9 protein-coding genes are annotated in these 16,318 nt (G+C 43.4%); 5 read left to right on the top strand and 4 right to left on the bottom strand.

The features are described from left to right. Positions 1-5 precede the first annotated feature (5 nt). From F824_RS0108750 to F824_RS0108740, 3 genes are all read right to left on the bottom strand, one after another. The gene (locus F824_RS0108750; RefSeq protein ID WP_139189734.1) at positions 6-3,398 is read right to left on the bottom strand and encodes a hypothetical protein; all 3,393 of its coding nucleotides are present in this window, start codon (positions 3,396-3,398) and stop codon (positions 6-8) included. Between the two features lie 318 nt (positions 3,399-3,716). Next, positions 3,717-4,460, bottom strand: coding sequence for a peroxide stress protein YaaA (gene yaaA / locus F824_RS0108745; protein ID WP_019597501.1), 744 nt, complete (start codon positions 4,458-4,460; stop codon positions 3,717-3,719). Positions 4,461-4,463: 3 nt separating this feature from the next. After that, a complete protein-coding gene (locus tag F824_RS0108740; protein WP_236613151.1) occupies positions 4,464-9,824 on the bottom strand; it encodes a gliding motility-associated C-terminal domain-containing protein in 5,361 nt (1,786 codons plus the stop codon). 238 nt (positions 9,825-10,062) lie between these two features. On the opposite strand from F824_RS0108740, the gene F824_RS0108735 reads away from it, so the two are divergent. From F824_RS0108735 to F824_RS0108725, 3 genes are all read left to right on the top strand, one after another. Continuing rightward, positions 10,063-11,109, top strand: a complete 1,047-nt coding sequence (locus F824_RS0108735) for a PorP/SprF family type IX secretion system membrane protein (protein ID WP_019597499.1) — start codon at positions 10,063-10,065, stop codon at positions 11,107-11,109. A 12-nt stretch (positions 11,110-11,121) separates the two neighbouring features. Next, the gene (locus F824_RS0108730; protein WP_019597498.1) at positions 11,122-12,375 is read left to right on the top strand and encodes a M48 family metallopeptidase; all 1,254 of its coding nucleotides are present in this window, start codon (positions 11,122-11,124) and stop codon (positions 12,373-12,375) included. Positions 12,376-12,526: 151 nt separating this feature from the next. Further along, positions 12,527-13,411 (top strand): phytanoyl-CoA dioxygenase family protein, encoded by an 885-nt coding sequence (locus F824_RS0108725; protein ID WP_019597497.1) that lies wholly within the window; start codon positions 12,527-12,529, stop codon positions 13,409-13,411. A gap of 140 nt (positions 13,412-13,551) precedes the next feature. On the opposite strand, the gene F824_RS0108715 is transcribed toward F824_RS0108725, so the two are convergent. Further along, positions 13,552-14,391, bottom strand: a complete 840-nt coding sequence (locus F824_RS0108715) for a sugar phosphate isomerase/epimerase family protein (RefSeq protein WP_019597496.1) — start codon at positions 14,389-14,391, stop codon at positions 13,552-13,554. A gap of 378 nt (positions 14,392-14,769) precedes the next feature. On the opposite strand from F824_RS0108715, the gene F824_RS0108710 reads away from it, so the two are divergent. Together F824_RS0108710 and F824_RS0108705 are read left to right on the top strand one after the other, a co-directional pair. Next, entirely contained in the window at positions 14,770-15,813 is a 1,044-nt protein-coding gene (locus F824_RS0108710) for a 6-bladed beta-propeller (protein WP_019597495.1), read from the top strand. Positions 15,814-15,931: 118 nt separating this feature from the next. Next, the gene (locus F824_RS0108705; protein ID WP_019597494.1) at positions 15,932-16,309 is read left to right on the top strand and encodes a VOC family protein; all 378 of its coding nucleotides are present in this window, start codon (positions 15,932-15,934) and stop codon (positions 16,307-16,309) included. Positions 16,310-16,318 lie beyond the last annotated feature (9 nt).

Below are 16,318 nucleotides of genomic sequence, written 5' to 3'. Positions count from 1 at the left end.
AAAAATCATTCGAGTACCAAAACGGTGGCAAAGTCGGTACCCGCTCCCATGCCCGTCCTTTTATAGAATAGTTTCACGCTATAAACTCCTGGCGGGATCCTCTCCCCATTGCGTGTCCCGTCCCAATGGCAACCCGAGGATTTCGAAAGAATATTGTCATTCTTGCAATGAAAAATCAGCCCTCCCCATTTGTCAAATACCCAAATTTCAAGTTCCTCGACATCTCCATTGGCATAAATCAAAAAATGCCGATCCGGATCTCCAAGTTTGATGGCATTGGGAAATACCAACCTGAATTCACATTCCTCCACAGCATAAAAATCTACACTGTATTCGCAATTTTCCTTACTGCTGACCACCAGGCTGTACTTTCCAGCTGCTGTGGGCTTGAACGTAGGGTATGTTGCAATTAAGCTTCCTTCAAAATACCAATTGTAAATTTTGAATAATCCCGGATCAATCCTTTCCCCAATATTGTTTTCAAAACAGACGGTATACTCTTCCTTTACCGATGGTCTCACGGCATCCATGCTTCTCATCAAAAGGATTTGGTCTTTTGCCAGAACACAGCCTTTTTCGCTGAAAATCACAACTTCATAAGTCCCCTCCTCCTTGGCAAATATTTCCATAGGATTGGCGGGATGGATTGGGGATTTATTTCCACGAAAATCAGTGAAATACCATTCAATCCGAAAAACCCGATTTTGATCGGTTTCCAAAGTCAGCAAAGAAAATTCGGCCCCAGGACAGAGTGTGTTGGTGACAATCTTGAGATCCAGATTGACGATTGGTTCTTCGACGAAAAACGAAATCGGCGGATCAGGACAGGAAAAGCTTCCTTTTGGATACACTTCTAAACTGAAATCCCCATGACTCGTCAATGAAATCAATGCTGCATTCCCGATGACCGACCCATCTGAATTGTACCAATTGATAATCAGGGAGTCTGGGTCGGCTCCAAAAAGCTCCGCTCGATATACGGATTTCCCGGAACAATCCTGCTCCACGAAGACCACATCATACTCCACGGGTGGGTTGACCTTCACCTTGAAAATCTTGGTCGTCGGGCAAGTATTCTTCGACAAATCACTGCTGGTTGCCGATAAAACATACTCTCCCTGCTGATCTATTAAAAAAGCTTCGTCCTTACCCCGAACTAAGGTTTGCCCATCGGGCAATACCATTGTGAAAACAAGATCTTGGAGAGTCACTGGCGTGAATGCATAAGCTTTGCAGACGAACAACTCTTCCGGTACATCAAACTCCACCAGATCAACGCTTTCCTTTATTTCAATTGTTGTTCTGCCCAATTCACAATTGCCTTTGTTGAAGACCACCACCTCATAAACTCCCTGTTTTTCAACAAGAATCTCTCGTAGCTCCTGAAATTCGGATAGCTCAATACTGGCTCCTTGGTTGTCATAGTAAATCCATTTGACCAAATGGATAATGTCAAATTCTGCTTCAAGACTGATGACCGATTTTTTTTCGGATGGACAAAAGGGAGTGGCACTAAGCGATAATTCTTCTTCCAAATCAGCCTTTTCAACTTGAAAGATTCTTGGGGGATACGGACAGGATTGACTGTTCAAAGGCTGAACATCAAGCTTGAATTCACCATGGGAAGTTGGAAACAATAAAATCCCATTCCCCACGATTTCATCCTTTTCATTGTACCATTTGATGACAACCTTGCTCGGATCTGTACCAGATAGATTGGCACTGAATGCCTTATTCCCAAAACAATCTTGGAAAACCAGTTCCGGCTCGTAGGTTATGGGAGCGGTAAGCACTACCTCAAAACTCAATACTCTTGGACAAAAACCACGATTACCATCCATGTCAACACCAAGCAAGAAATATTTCCCTGCTTGATCAAGGACAAAGGGCTCACCTTGGATTTTGTGGACTTTCTTCCCATCTGGATAGGTGAGGGTAAAGGACAGGTCCTCCAACCCATCCACTTCCGGAGTGTATTCAAAAGATTCGCAAACGGTGAATCTCTGAGGTGCCGAAAAAGCAATCTGTTCTTTTGATGGGACCTCAAATCGCTCAATGTATGGGTTTTTACAGCCGTCTTCCTCTACAACCTCCAGATAATAGTTGCCTGGACCAATTGAAATCTCAAATTCCTGTTCTGTTGCGACAATTGAACCTGATGCGATTTCAACTCCTCCCGTGTTCAGCACCCTATAATCTCCCATGAATCCCATCTGCGCCATTTTTATCCTGATCAAGCCTGGAATCTTTCCGATGTCGTTGCAAGCTTCTCCTCGGATTTCAACAATGTTAAATTTGATGGATTCTGGTGGTTCAAGGAGCGGGACAATGGCCGCTCTTACTTTTGAACAGTTCCCTAACCTTCCTCGTGCATGGTAAACCCCCGCTTTCAGATTGGGTATTGGATAGGTCTGCCCCATTTTTAAGTCATTCAGGACGATGTCGGTACCCAATATTTGGACGATATCCATATCTGACCAAGCCGTCAACAATAAAACCCCATCATCATCCGCACAATTTCCTGAGCCTTTTTCCAAGGACATAGAAAATTCGACAGATGGCAAAACCTTATAGGAAATACTTTCTTGGGTTTTACAGTAGATTTTATCCTGATTGTCCAATTTGAAGACTATTTGATAATTCCCAGGACCTTCTAGGTCTCCACTTGATGAAAAACTCAATTGGGAACCTTCATTCAAAAATTTCATTTCAGAATCCCCTTCTTTTTGATAGTACCAATTTCCAGAAACATTCTTATTTGAAGTCACAAGGATGACTGTGCCCCCATCACATTCCTCTGTTTTGGAAATTTGAAGTGAATAATCTTCTGGATAGTACACCAAAGTGTTTGCGGTATAAGGACAGGTCAATTCGCCTTCTCCATCCAAAGAGTAGAAATAAACAGAATACACATCTGCTTTATTGACGACGATACTATTGGCCTTTCCTAGAACTTCACCATTGCTGTTTTTCCACTCAATGACATATTTGTCAAGGAATGGGATTTTGGGATCAAAAAGCGTTAAAACCGCATTTCCGTCATCGCAAAGCAAATAGGAGCTCTCCAACAACAAATCAGCCCCTTTCACCACTTGGAAATTTTTGTGGCCAGAAAAAACCTCCTCCAAACCTCTCCTAACTTTAAGTTGGACTTCATATTCCCCCAGAATCGAGAAAGTATGGCTAAAAGTCTGGAATCCACCTACCTTTTCCACGAGCAGGCTTCCATCAGGCTTTAGGATCTTCCAGGAATAAACATCGGTATCGGGATTTCCCCCTCCAAAAAAATCCCCGATAACGCTCCCAAAATAAAGGCAAAATTGATCAGGGGAAAAAATTCCCAATTCCTTGTTCTGTTCTTTGAGCTCTGATAAAGGGTTTTCATTGCGTACCCCCACTCCCAAAGGATTTGACTTCCCAGTTAAAAACACAGGCAAAAACAAAAACCATATAATGATCCCCTTAGCCATAAAAAAAAGTCAAAAATTACAATTCAATTTACAATTATTCCTGATTCATTAAAAATATTTAGAGAATAAAATACATATTTTTTCATGTAAAAAACATATAATTATGTAGAAAAAATATTCATCACCAACTTTAGGGTAAAAAATTCAAAAAATCAGTATTAAACGCCTATAAAAATACAAGGCAGAAATTCGGGCAGAAGGGTCAAGAAAGCTTTCCTTGATCTGGGTGATTTAAGGACTATTGTCCTACCGCACAAATCGCCAATCCTTTTCGTCTCCTGTCAGTTGATAACCCGCTTCATTGAAAAGCTTAAGTTGCTCAGGATCTTCCACTCTGTTTTTGATGATATAATTCGTCATCATTCCTCTTGCTTGCTTGGCAAAAAGCCCGATCGTCTGGAATTTTCCATTTCTGTATTCCTGAAACAGAGGGCTGATTACAGTGGATTCGATGGTTTTTTGATCTACCGCCTTGAAATATTCTTGCGAGGCCAGATTGATGATCGGTCTCTTGTTGGCCACTTCATTGATTGCTTTTGCAATCCTTGTCCCCCAAAATTCATAAAGATTGTTTCCCTTTTTATTTCCCAATCTGATCCCCATTTCCAACCGATAAGCTTGGATCAGATCCATGGGTTTCAACAAACCATACAATCCCGACAAAATCCTCAAATGCGCTTGCGCAAACTCAAAATCGGCATCACTGTAATTTTCAACGTCTATTTTAGTATACACATCTCCGTTGAAAGTCAACAAAGCCTGTTTTGCATGGGTGGGTTCAAAAGTTTTTTTAAAATCTTGGTACCGTCTTTCGTTTAGCGCAGCGATGTTTTCGCTCACACTCATCAACTTCTTGATTTCCTCCGTGGATTTTTTCTTCATAATGGAGACAAGTTCCCTTGTTTCTTTTTGAAAATCCGGAGTTGTATAGGTTACATTATCAGTGGTACTAAGATCCAAAGTCTTGGCGGGTGATATAAGGACGATCATAGGTTACTCGATTACTACAATGGATTTTCTAATGGTTTTCACTATGTTTTGATTCTCACTTCTAAACCTCACAATCACGGGATATGTTCCGATGGGCACAACTCTCCCTCCAACAGTCCCATCCCATGTGCATAAAACTTCCTCACCCTGAACATTTTCACTTTCACAAAAATAAATCAATTCTCCCCATCGGTTATAAATCAACACATCTACATGGTCGATAAAATCATTGGCATACACAACAAAGAGCCTCGAAGGATCGCTCGGTCTCATGGCGTTAGGGAAGATTATCTTCAATTCACAATCCTCCTCCACGACAAACTCAATCGTAAAAAGACAATCAAATTCATCGCTCACTGTGAGTGCATAATTCCCCGGCAGGGTGGGTGTAAATGTCGGTGAATTGGACACTTCTTCACCTTCCAATTCCCATGAATAATTGTCATAAACTCCGGGATCTAAAACATTGACCACATTTTCGGCGGCACAAATGACATAGCGTGTTTCCAATACCGGAGGCGTGATAAAGGATTTGGTGATTTGGACCTGCTGCCTTCCAAGTTCACATCCAAACCCACTAAAAAGAACTGCTTGATAGACACCATTTTCAATGACGGTAATGGTTTGCTGATCATCAAATCCTGGAAGCAAGGTCGCCACCCCCCCCTGAAGGGAAAACCATTGGATGGATGCCACATTGGTTAAATCTGCGACAACAGTAATCGTGGTGAAAGGATCATCGCCACAGAAAGGCAATGCATCCAAAACCACATTCACTGGTTGACCAAAATCCTCCACCGTAAAATCAATCGGAGCGGCTGGGCATAATGAACCTGCCCGTGGCTGCACCTCAAGAGAATACTCCCCTGCAGCTGCTGGAAAAAAAGTTTGATTTCTTCCGACAATAGCCCCGCTTTCATTTTTCCAAAAGAAGAAAACATCCGCAGGATCAGTACCATTGAGAATAGCATCATAAGAAATTGCCGTCGCACAGGGATCAGCCGGTCCGGAAAGAGAAAATCCTATTGGACCGTTGATCTCAACATTCATGGTTCTGACCCTAGGACAGTCAATTCCAGTTGGATCCTCTCCGGTGATCTGGTAAGCCCCGGAAGCCAAAAGGGTAAATTCCCCATTTGCATCCGCTGCTATTCCATTTCCTAATGCATCGGTCAAGGTGAAAACCAAGGACTGATTGGTCTGTGGAATAAATGAAAATAATCCGCAGGCGATCAAATTCGTCGGCACGGTGAAATCGACCTCTAATTTTTCATCGACCAAATAATTGACAGGTTCAGGCAAGGTACAGCCGAGGGCGTCCGAAACCTCCACAGCATAATCCCCTTCGGGCACAGAGATTGTCACAATTTCTTGATTTGTAATTGTTCCTGAAAACTGTAGCCCATCTTGCTGTCGGGTAAGGACATAAGATCCTGATTGAGGTCCATTGGAGAAGGTAATGATCACTGCACCATTTTCAACCTCATTAGGTCCACACACTTCCGGATTGACTGCGACTGTGTATTCAAGCGCTACTGGTGGGTTGAGGTTCGCGATGGTCACGCTTCTTGTGAACACACAGCCAAAACTGTTTGTAGCCTGAACCGTGTAAATGCCTGGTTCAAGATTTGAAATCACCGGCAACACATCCCCGGCATTGACATTGTTAAAAACCTCCCCGGTTTCCAATATTTCTATCCGTTCCGCATCCAGAAGCGCCGTAATTTCGAAACTCCCGTTTGGCGTGGCGCAGTCATCCGCATCGGTCAAGACCAACAGCTCAAAATTGGGCAAGGGATGCACCAAAAGTTCAAGTTTTTTCTCCACCAAACATCCCGGAACAATCGGGTCTTCGGTGATAAATATGATTTCGTACAAGCCTGGAGCGGGAAGGTCTGTTGGAATCAATTCCAATTCAAAAAACTCACCAATCAATGTTCTGGTGGGACTACCGACCTGCTGATAATACCAGTCTCCTATCACAGGAGTATTCGGGGCAAACACCACCAATGTCTCGTCGTAACAGACTTCCTCCGCACTTTGCGTCAAGTCAAATTCAAAGGCTGGACCTACAAAGACAGATTTTGAAGCCGGACAGACATCAAAAAACACAGTATCAGAACCACTGGGAGTTCTGTAGGAAACCGTAACGGTGTAGATGCTTTCTTCCTCTACTGCAATACTGTTGGAATTTTCATCCCCAATCAATTGACCGGCGGCATTTCTCCATTCAAAATCATACAAGCCTTCATTGGGATCATATCCATCAATCGCCACCAAGGTTACGGGCGTCCCGCTACAGAGCGTGACATCATCCACGAGGGTGATTGGTGGTGGAGCGACCACGACCACTTCCATGCTTGCTTCAAAGTAATTGGCATCACCACACCTGTCCACTCTTAGCGAAACGGTGAAGGTGCCATCTTCCTGAAAGACATGTGTTAAGGTTTGGAACTCCTCACCTGGACCTCCAAAATTGGTCAATACTGCTTGACCATTCTCTGACACAATTGTCCAGAAATAACTGTCAATATCCGGTTCCCCTCCACCCTCAAACAATGCTTCTGTCCCGTTTTCGGGATCCAGACACAGTCGGTCCGGCCCACCCAAGGTTGGCTCAGGAATACTGCTGCCTGAATTTTGGACAAAAGAAGGCAGTCCCAAATTCGTAGTTCCGGTTAGGGTGGATGTCCCCATTTCTACATAAGCACTGTTTGCGCAACCTTGCCCTGCATTGATGGTTCCCAATACATTTTGACCGGGCCTTGCCACATAAATCTGTCCATCAGGCCCTATTTGCAAAGCTCCGAATGGACCGGCGCTGCTCAATGTGTTTCTCGTGCCCAATATGCAGGATTCAACAGCCGCTTTATCTCCTGCATTTTCAAAACATGTGGCGCAGGCAGAAGGGGTTGCCGCCCCCTGGGCATCCGGGTTTTTGATCAAAAACTCTTCGATCTTTCCTCCACCACCAGTGTAGGAGACAAAAACCCTATTGCTGTCATCTGAAAACTCCAATCCATATACGTCTTCCCCACTGCAGCTCAATTCCAAGAGTGCATATTCGGTGAGCTTCCCCGTAGTTTGGTTAAAATCAAAAATTTCCAAGCGACTGCAACTCCCATTCTGGATGGTTACCGCCAATTTTGACCCATCTGGACTAAATTTCATGCTTCCGACACCAGATCCAAAAGTATGCGCAGAACCGACAGAAGAAAGCACAGGTGGCCCAATTCCAAAGGTTGTAACAGGATATGTCCGAAAGGTATTGTTGCCCAATTCATGAAAAATAACCCAAGTGGTATCTCCCGAGTTCAGGCCTGCGGAATGCTCGGTACTCGGACTGAAAAGGAAATTGTCCTTGCTCACGACATTCCCCACGCCGGTCGGATTATCCACCTTGATGTCCACCAGGGAAAATTTCACTTGATTGGTCCCATCTTCTGCTTTTTGGGTCGTGAAAAGGTAGAAGATGGTTTCATCCTGGGGAAGTGGTACTGCGACCACACTTTGCGTTGCTAGATTGCTTCCTCCGATGCTGTCCCCATTGGCCATAGTATCTCCATTGAGATCCCAAACAGTTTCTCCATCGGTGTAAAACAAAACCTGACCCGTTTCGTCGGAAATGGTCGTTGTACCGGCCGGGATATTCGTCGGATGGCTGACAGGACGGGGAACAGGCGCATTCGGATCATTTGGGTCTGGATTGAAATCCAAACCAGCTCCATCTCCAAAGTACCACACATTGTTGCTTTGGTCTGGCAAATCCCAGATTTTCACCCTGATACTCGCATAGGCATAACAATCACTCCCCTCTTCCCGAACCAAAACCCAATACAAGCCTGGAAGAAGCACACAATTTTCCTTGTCTTTTACCCAACCTTCTCCCCTGCGGTTTGACCAGAAATATTCATAATTTTCTTGTTGGCCACCGCCTCCACCTCCAACATTTGGATTTTCGCCATCTCCACCTCCACCTTTTTGAACCTCCAATAAAGAGCCGATATCCACACAGGCGCCTTCGCAAACCGTGGTGTCCTGCGCACTGAAATTGGCCTCCAAATCGTTTTCTTTGAGCGTGATGGTCTTCGTCACCGGGACAACAGACCCATCCGCAAATGTTACGGTCAAGGTAACTGTGATGCTTTGATCCGCAGTCGCCTCTTCAGGAATCAACAGGTGTTCTTGGTTAAAGTCAATATCCACCGGTTGGCCATCCTCATCTGTCAAGGCAGGTTCGAATGTCCATACAAAACTCACAGGCCTGTAGTTTTCGGGTGTGATCAAGCTGGTCAATTGAACAGGATTATTGCTACACGGTTCCTCTGGGTTCCATTCAAAATCAACAGTGGGGTTGATGTCCTGGTTGGGTGCAAACTGAGGAAAAACACGCCCACAAAAATCCGTACCGTTGAAAGGGTCTTCATCAAGCTCCAAAAGATCCAAATCAGATTCATTCGGATTGTTGACAACTCCGATCAGCTGCGGCCCTCCGAGGACCTCTTCATATAGATAATAGAGTTTTCCATCCGGCCCGATTTTGAGATCATAAACCTTGAAGATGTCATTGCCAAAAGGAATCACGGAAGGAGTCGCACCCAAATCTGCCACCGGAACCCTAAGGAGTTCATCCCCTCTGGAGAAATAAACAAAGACTCCATCAGGAGAAAAGCTGGCGCCTTCAATTTCTTCTGCACTACCCGATTGGGAAATAGGAGTGACCGCTCCAAAAGATCCGGTTGCGGTATCAAAATCTACCAGCAACAAGTCTTCGATTGCGTTTTCAGGAATGAGGATCAATTGACCTGTGCTCTCGTTGAAAACAATCGCTTTTGGTGTGAATGGGATTCCTTGCGTAGCTGTCAGAGTAAAATCACCCTGCGTGGATTCAATACTTCTTGAAATTAGGTTCCCTCCGGCAAAGCTGATCAGGTATGAAGGTGATGCCGCTGTTTTGACCACGGCGATTGCTCCTGAGGCAGGTCCGATCGGCTGATCCAAGGCCGTAACGGCACCCAAAGGAGGTTGATTTGCTGAAGCTCCTCCGGGCGCATTCATGTCCACTACCGAATACAATAACTGTCCACTTGGCGAAATGTAAAAAGCATAAAACAGTTTTTCGCCATCCGGATCGTAATCCAAAGCTCCGATAGCGACAGTTTGTCGACCGTCAAAATCCCCGTTAAAACCATTTGGAGCACCTTGAAGAGGGACATTGTCATAATTGTAGACCAATTCACCATTTGAAAAAAACAGTTTTTGCCCGGTAATGGGATCAATGGCTAAAGCGTTATTATTGGCTCCCACCACAATTGAACCGGGAAGGGATCTTACGATTGGATCCCCACTTTTACCAAAGGACAAATAATTGTTTGGATCATTTGGTCCACAATATCCAAAAACCCATTCGTTGTTATTGAACCCTTGCGAAAAGCTTTTATTTATGTTTATAAAACAAGAAATCAAGCAGATCCCTACAAATATTAATGCAAAATTTATGTTATTATAAGGGCTTTTCATAATTTACGTGCTGCATACAAAACAACAATTGAGTCGAAACGTTTAGATGCTGGATTGAATCAACTTATAAACGAACAAACAAGTGCTAAGGTCTTATCTAATTGGTGTTTTTTTTACCATTTTTTTGCTATCCACTTTTAACGTGGCTCTGGCCCAAGACCCGCAATATAGTCAATATTATGCTGCACCACTTTACCTAAACCCAGCTTTTACGGGATCGGAAATGACGGGAAGGATCGGTGCAAACTACCGCAACCAATGGCCTGGATTGGATGCCCAATTCACCACTTTCTCGGCTTATTACGACACCTACCTGGATGACTACAACAGTGGAATAGGTGTGATGGTCATGAATGATGTGGAAGGAGCGGCAAAATTACGATCAACGACGATTTCGGCATTGTATTCCTACGAGCTTCGATTAGGAGAAAGGTCCTTTTTCAGACCTGGTTTTCAGGCCAGTTACATCAGAAGGGATATTGGCTTTTATGAAAACCTTATCTTTGCCAACCAAATCGATAAAATTGATCCCTTCGGACCAACACTCCCAGGAACCGATTTGCCGGGATTGGGTGAGCCGGTCAATATGCTTTCTGTCTCTTTTGGAGGTTTGTTTTTCACCGAAAACTTTTGGTTTGGAGCTTCCGCACACCATGTCAACCAGCCCAACCAGTCCTTTTTGGACGGGGTGAGCCGTCTTCCAGCAAAATTTTCATTGCATACGGGATACCGAATTTCTTTGGGAACGGGTGGATATCGAAGTGATTTTTCACACACTTTTAAAGAAAGGTATTTGGTCCCAACTTTGAATTTCAAAAAACAAGGCCCTTTTGAGCAGTTGGATTTAGGTGCCTATGTCTACATGGAGCCTTTGGTTTTCGGGTTGTGGTACAGAGGATTGCCTTATAAACCCGTAGAGCAACAAAGCAACAGGGATGCTGTCGTGGTGATGGTGGGCATGAATTTACCTTCTGGACTCAACATTGGTTACAGTTTCGATTACACGGTTTCTCAATTGGGGATTCAATCCGGAGGAGCCCACGAAATCAGTATTTCATTTTTATTGGCTGACAAGAACCAAGGAAAACCCCGAGGAAGGGATACCATTTTACCTTGTCCCAAGTTCTAAAAAATCTGTGGAATGGATGTGGAAGATTTGAAGTTCCTCCTATTGGGGATATTGACTTTTGGCTATGTATTTAAAAAAGCACTTGATTTTCTGAACATCAGAAGGCCCATTGGGCAAATTCCAGAAACCTTATCCGAATATGTCAATTCCCAAAAATTAATTGAGGCAAGAGCCTATGCTTTGGCCAACTACAAATTCGGCTTGCTCACAGGTACGATTTCTTTTCTTCTGACCTTTTGCTTTATTTATTTTGGCTTTTTTGGAATAGTAGATCACTGGTTAAGGGGATTTATTGAAAATCCAATGTGGTTATCAGTGGTCTATCTTGGTGTTGTTTTTATTGGATCCGACCTCGTCGCCATTCCCTTTGACTACTACCATACTTTCGTAATCGAGGAAAAATTCGGTTTCAACAAATCCACTAAAGCCACTTTTTTTTCAGATAAAGCAAAAGGATATTTGCTTTCCATCATTGTGGGTGGAGGTTTGCTTTTGGTTCTGCTCATGCTTATCCATCAGATGGGGAAAGATTTTTGGTGGCAATTTTGGGGGATTTCAGCCCTGTTTATGGTCTTTGTCAATCTCTTTTATACCGCTTGGATTTTACCGATTTTCAACAAACTGACTCCGCTTCCAGAGGGGGAATTGAAACAGCAAATCATTCAATATGCGAAATCCGTAGATTTTTCCCTTGAAAACATTTTTGTCTTGGATGGCAGTAAACGTTCCTCAAAAGCCAACGCCTTCTTTTCGGGTTTGGGGAAAAGAAAAAAAGTAATCCTGTATGACACCCTAATAGAACAACACACCCCCGATGAATTGGTGGCGGTTTTGGCACACGAAATCGGTCATTACAAAAAGAAACACCTCCTGTCCGGCATGTTGATCGGTATCCTTCAAATTGGGATTTTGCTGTTTATCCTTGCCCAGTTTATCCACAATGAAAACATGAGTATGGCATTGGGTGGGTCCGAAATGGCCATTCACCTCAATATTATTGGCTTCACAGTCCTCTTTTCCCCTATTTCCACGGTTTTGGGAATTGGAATGAACCTGATCAGTCGAAAAAATGAATTCGAGGCAGATGCTTTTGCCAAAGAAACTTTTTCGGGATTGCCACTGGCGGAAGCCTTGAAAACACTCTCGGTGAATACGCTCAGCAACTTGAATCCCCATCCCTGGTACGTTTTTGTTCATTATTCCCATCCCCCCTTGTTAAAGAGACTGGAGCGTTTGGAGAAGGACACTCTCGTTCCATTGGTGTAATGGAACGGAACAGGACAGAAATTATGATTGGAGGTTTTTGATTTCAAACATTTGATACTGCCTTTTTTGACGGACATTTTCTTCTTGTAAAAATTTCCAGAGGTAAATTCCGCTTACTTTTTCTTAAATTGATTTTCAAACCCAAAGCGCCATGCATGACCTATCTTTTTACCATTATCCACTTTCGGATTTATTTTCATTTCCAAATAGCCCCAAGGAATGGGAGCCATACAAACTAAGCCAAGATCAAATCGATTTTTTTCATGAGCAGGGTTATTTGAGCGATGTCAAAATGCTCAATGAAAAGCAAATAGCGATTTTGAAACAGGAACTTGAGGAAGTTTCCGACCCAAAGCATCCCTTAAACCATCTTTTCCACGAATTCCATAGCAACGAATCAGCAGATCCAAATACCGTGCTTTTCCATTCCCTGGGACATTGGCGGATCTCCAAAGCTTTTCACGACGTGCTTTGGAATCCAGCTTTTGTCATGGCTGCCAGTCAATTGCTGGGGAATAAAAGTGTGCGGTTTTGGCATGATCAATTGTTTTGCAAACCCGCGCATCATGGAGGCGTCGTGGCCTGGCATCAGGATTATTCCTATTGGACCAGAACCATCAAAATGCAACACCTCACCTGTTGGTGTGGGTTGGATGATGCCAATATGGATAATGGATGCCTTCATTACATACCCGGCAGCCACAAATGGGGATTGCTTGAGAAACCCGCATTGGCGGGAGAAATGGAGGGCTTGAAAACCTGGTTGACAGCAGAACAGAAAGCAGCATTCAACCCAGTTCCAATAGCACTAAAAGCTGGCCATGCCACATTCCACCATCCATTGATGGTCCATGGGAGTTATGAAAACAAATCCAAGAGAAGCAGGCGAGCATTTGTATTGAATGTTTTTGCCGACGGAACGCTATCCAATGCGGATGAGGAATTGTTGAAAGGTGTCCCCATCATTCCAAAAGGACAAAAAATGAGTGGCCAGTTTTTCCCTCTGCTCCATGAGTTTAAAAATCAATCCGAATAAAAATCATCTCTCAGAATTGTCCACAAGCAAAAAGTCCATTGAGATTTCAAAACCTCAATGGACTTTTTGTATTCATTATAAAATGATTTTTGGAAAAATTGAGAAATCACACATCCCAATGAAATGTCTTCCGAACAAATTTATTTTTCTGCCATCACCTTTTTGATATAAGCCACACTTTGAGGGATCTGCTCAACCGATCGGGAGGATTCATCTTCAATAATCAAGTACTTGGTCCCGGATTTTTGAGCCTGTTTGATCAAGCCCTTGATGTCCACATCGCCTGTCCCCAAGACCACATTGGTCTCCACATCTCCAGAGCCATCCGAACTTCCAGGAGTGCCGTGAGCCCGATCCTTAAGATGTAATAATGGAAATTTGGATGGGTACTTTTTCATGATGGCCAGTGGATCTCCTCCCCCCATTTGCACCCAAAAAACATCCATGTTGAAGTCAAAATTCCGGGCATTTTCGAGGATGTAATCAAAAAGAAATCCATCACCATGTGTTTTGAATTCGTAACCATGCGGATGGTACGTCAACGTAATGCCTGCGTCTTTGAACATCTTTCCGGTTTTATTGAACAACTCCACTGCTTCCATGGCTTCTTTGAAACTGAAGTTTCCTGAAGTATGGGGAATCCAAAAACAGGTTGCATATTTTGCCCCATACGCTTTTGCATTGTCGATGATTTCCTGGGGATTTTCCTTCAGCTTGTTGTAATCTGCGCCTACTGCAACGATGGAGAGATCCAGCGCTTTGAGCATTTTTTTGTACTCCTCTTGGGCCATCCCATAGGTACCACCACCCTCTAGATTTTTGATTCCCCAATCGGCAACCAATTGGTGACTTCCGCTGACATCTGTTTTCATTTGCTCTCTAAGACTATAAAGCTGGAGGGCTATTTCCTGAGCATGAAGGTTTGCACTGATCAATATCGCAGAGATCAGCAGAGACAATTTGAAAATTTTCTTTTTCATAGGTTTTAAGGGTTTTATACAAGATACCAAAAAATGAAAAACAATTTTTCGAATAATTGATCAATGGACAATTTCTGGTCCCTTTAAATCCATGTTATCCATTGCCGAATCAACTCCAACCTGAAATTGATTAATAAGCTGTCTTTCTTTCTGATTTTTTTGACATCACCATACAGGCACTCCGCCTTATTCTTCAAATAGTTTAATTTTCTTGGCGTTTAAACCCCATTGGGGAACAAAATGTATATTTCCATCTAACTTAATCCAATTAGATGTTCTACGATACTTTTTCGGTATCTTAGAATTCGGGCTAAAATGCCAGATGAAACTCTCCAATTTCTTACTTAAATTGCTTTTGACAATGTCATATCCCGAACTATGAAAATTCCCAGAAGACATTTCCTCAAACAAACAGCACTAACCGGAATAGCGATGACCATTCAACCCCATCTTTCATTTTCAATCTCAGAAGACGGCATCATTGGCCATGGTGATTTCAAATATAAAATCGACGCAAAGTGGGGCAACTTGGATCCGGAAAAAACCCCCGTGAAAAATTGCCACGAAATGGTGATGGACAAAAAGGGGAGACTGATTATGGTCACCGACGAGGCCAGGAACAACATCATCATCTATGATCAATCCGGTCAGCTGCTCGAATCTTGGACTTTGGGCTTGGAGGCTGCACATGGGTTGACTTTGGTGGAAGAAGGAGAAGAAGAATTTCTTTGGATCGTGGACAATGGAGGTCGGGTCATCAAGACCGACCTCCAGGGGAATATTGTGGATGAAATCGCTTCCCCAATCAAAGAAGGGATTTATGAAAAGGGAATGCGGTACACGCCAACAGAAACAGCGGTAGCACCCAATGGTGACCTCTATGTCACGGATGGATACGGCTCCCAATTTGTACTTCAATACGACAAAAACGGGAAATTTGTGCGGGAATTCGGAGGAGACGGACACGGAGACGCACAATTCAAAACCGTCCATGGGATTGCCGTGGACCAGAGAAAAGATGGAACACCAACACTGATGTGTACCTCCAGAGGTCACAATTCTTTCAAGCGGTTTACAATGGAGGGGGAATATTTGGAGACGATTTTTCTGCCGGGAGCATTTGTCTGCCGACCCGTGATCCATGGGCAAAATCTATATGCCGGCGTGTGCTGGTCGAGAACGAAGTATTTGGAGCAGATGGACAATTCTGGTTTTGTAACCATTCTGGATCAAAACAACAGGGTAGTCTCTAATCCAGGAGGAACAGCCCCGGTATATTTGGATGAAAAACTCCAATTGATGGTCCAAGAAAAACCGATTTTCAAACATTGCCACGATGTCTGCATAGACCAAGACGAGAACATCTATGTCTGCCAATGGAATGCGGGAAAAACTTATCCGATAAAACTCATCAGGGTATAATTGAAATGTCGATTTACAAGACCTGAAAATGGAATTACAAACCATTTCTTTACACGAAGGAAGAATTTTATTTTACTGAATTTTTGGTATTTTTTTCACAAACTAAACAAAAACAATTATGAAAAATGTGACTGTCAGCTGGTTTGAAATCCCAGTACAAAACATGGAAAGGGCCATTGCTTTCTATGAAACCGTTTTTGATTGTAAACTTCATCGGCAACAAATGGGAGAAATTGACATGGCTTGGTTCCCTTGGGATGAAGCGGGCAAGGGTGCCGGCGGAAGTTTGGTCAAAAACGACGAATTTTATTTACCAAGTGCCGATGGGGTTCAGATATATTTTTCCTCTGAAAATGTCGATACCGAAATTGCAAAAGTTGGGAAAGCAGGAGGTAAGGTGCTTTCCCCAAAAAAGGAAATTGCTCCAGACATCGGATTTATGGCTTTGTTTATGGATACTGAGGGAAACAGGATCTCCTTACATTCCAATCAATAGTTATGGGCA

Source organism: Rhodonellum psychrophilum GCM71 = DSM 17998, assembly GCF_000381545.1.
In the GTDB taxonomy this organism is placed as follows: domain Bacteria; phylum Bacteroidota; class Bacteroidia; order Cytophagales; family Cyclobacteriaceae; genus Rhodonellum; species Rhodonellum psychrophilum.
Note: the sequence above shows the minus strand (reverse complement) of the source record. Positions and strands in the feature narration are given on the sequence as shown.

Excerpts from the sequence above, each read along its gene's own strand:
- yaaA (WP_019597501.1), bottom strand. The coding sequence starts at position 4,460 with ATGATCGTCCTTATATCACCCGCCAAGACTTTGGATCTTAGTACCACT.
- F824_RS0108730 (WP_019597498.1), top strand. The coding sequence starts at position 11,122 with ATGGATGTGGAAGATTTGAAGTTCCTCCTATTGGGGATATTGACTTTT.
- F824_RS0108725 (WP_019597497.1), top strand. The coding sequence starts at position 12,527 with ATGCATGACCTATCTTTTTACCATTATCCACTTTCGGATTTATTTTCA.
- F824_RS0108715 (WP_019597496.1), bottom strand. The coding sequence starts at position 14,391 with ATGAAAAAGAAAATTTTCAAATTGTCTCTGCTGATCTCTGCGATATTG.
- F824_RS0108710 (WP_019597495.1), top strand. The coding sequence starts at position 14,770 with ATGAAAATTCCCAGAAGACATTTCCTCAAACAAACAGCACTAACCGGA.
- F824_RS0108705 (WP_019597494.1), top strand. The coding sequence starts at position 15,932 with ATGAAAAATGTGACTGTCAGCTGGTTTGAAATCCCAGTACAAAACATG.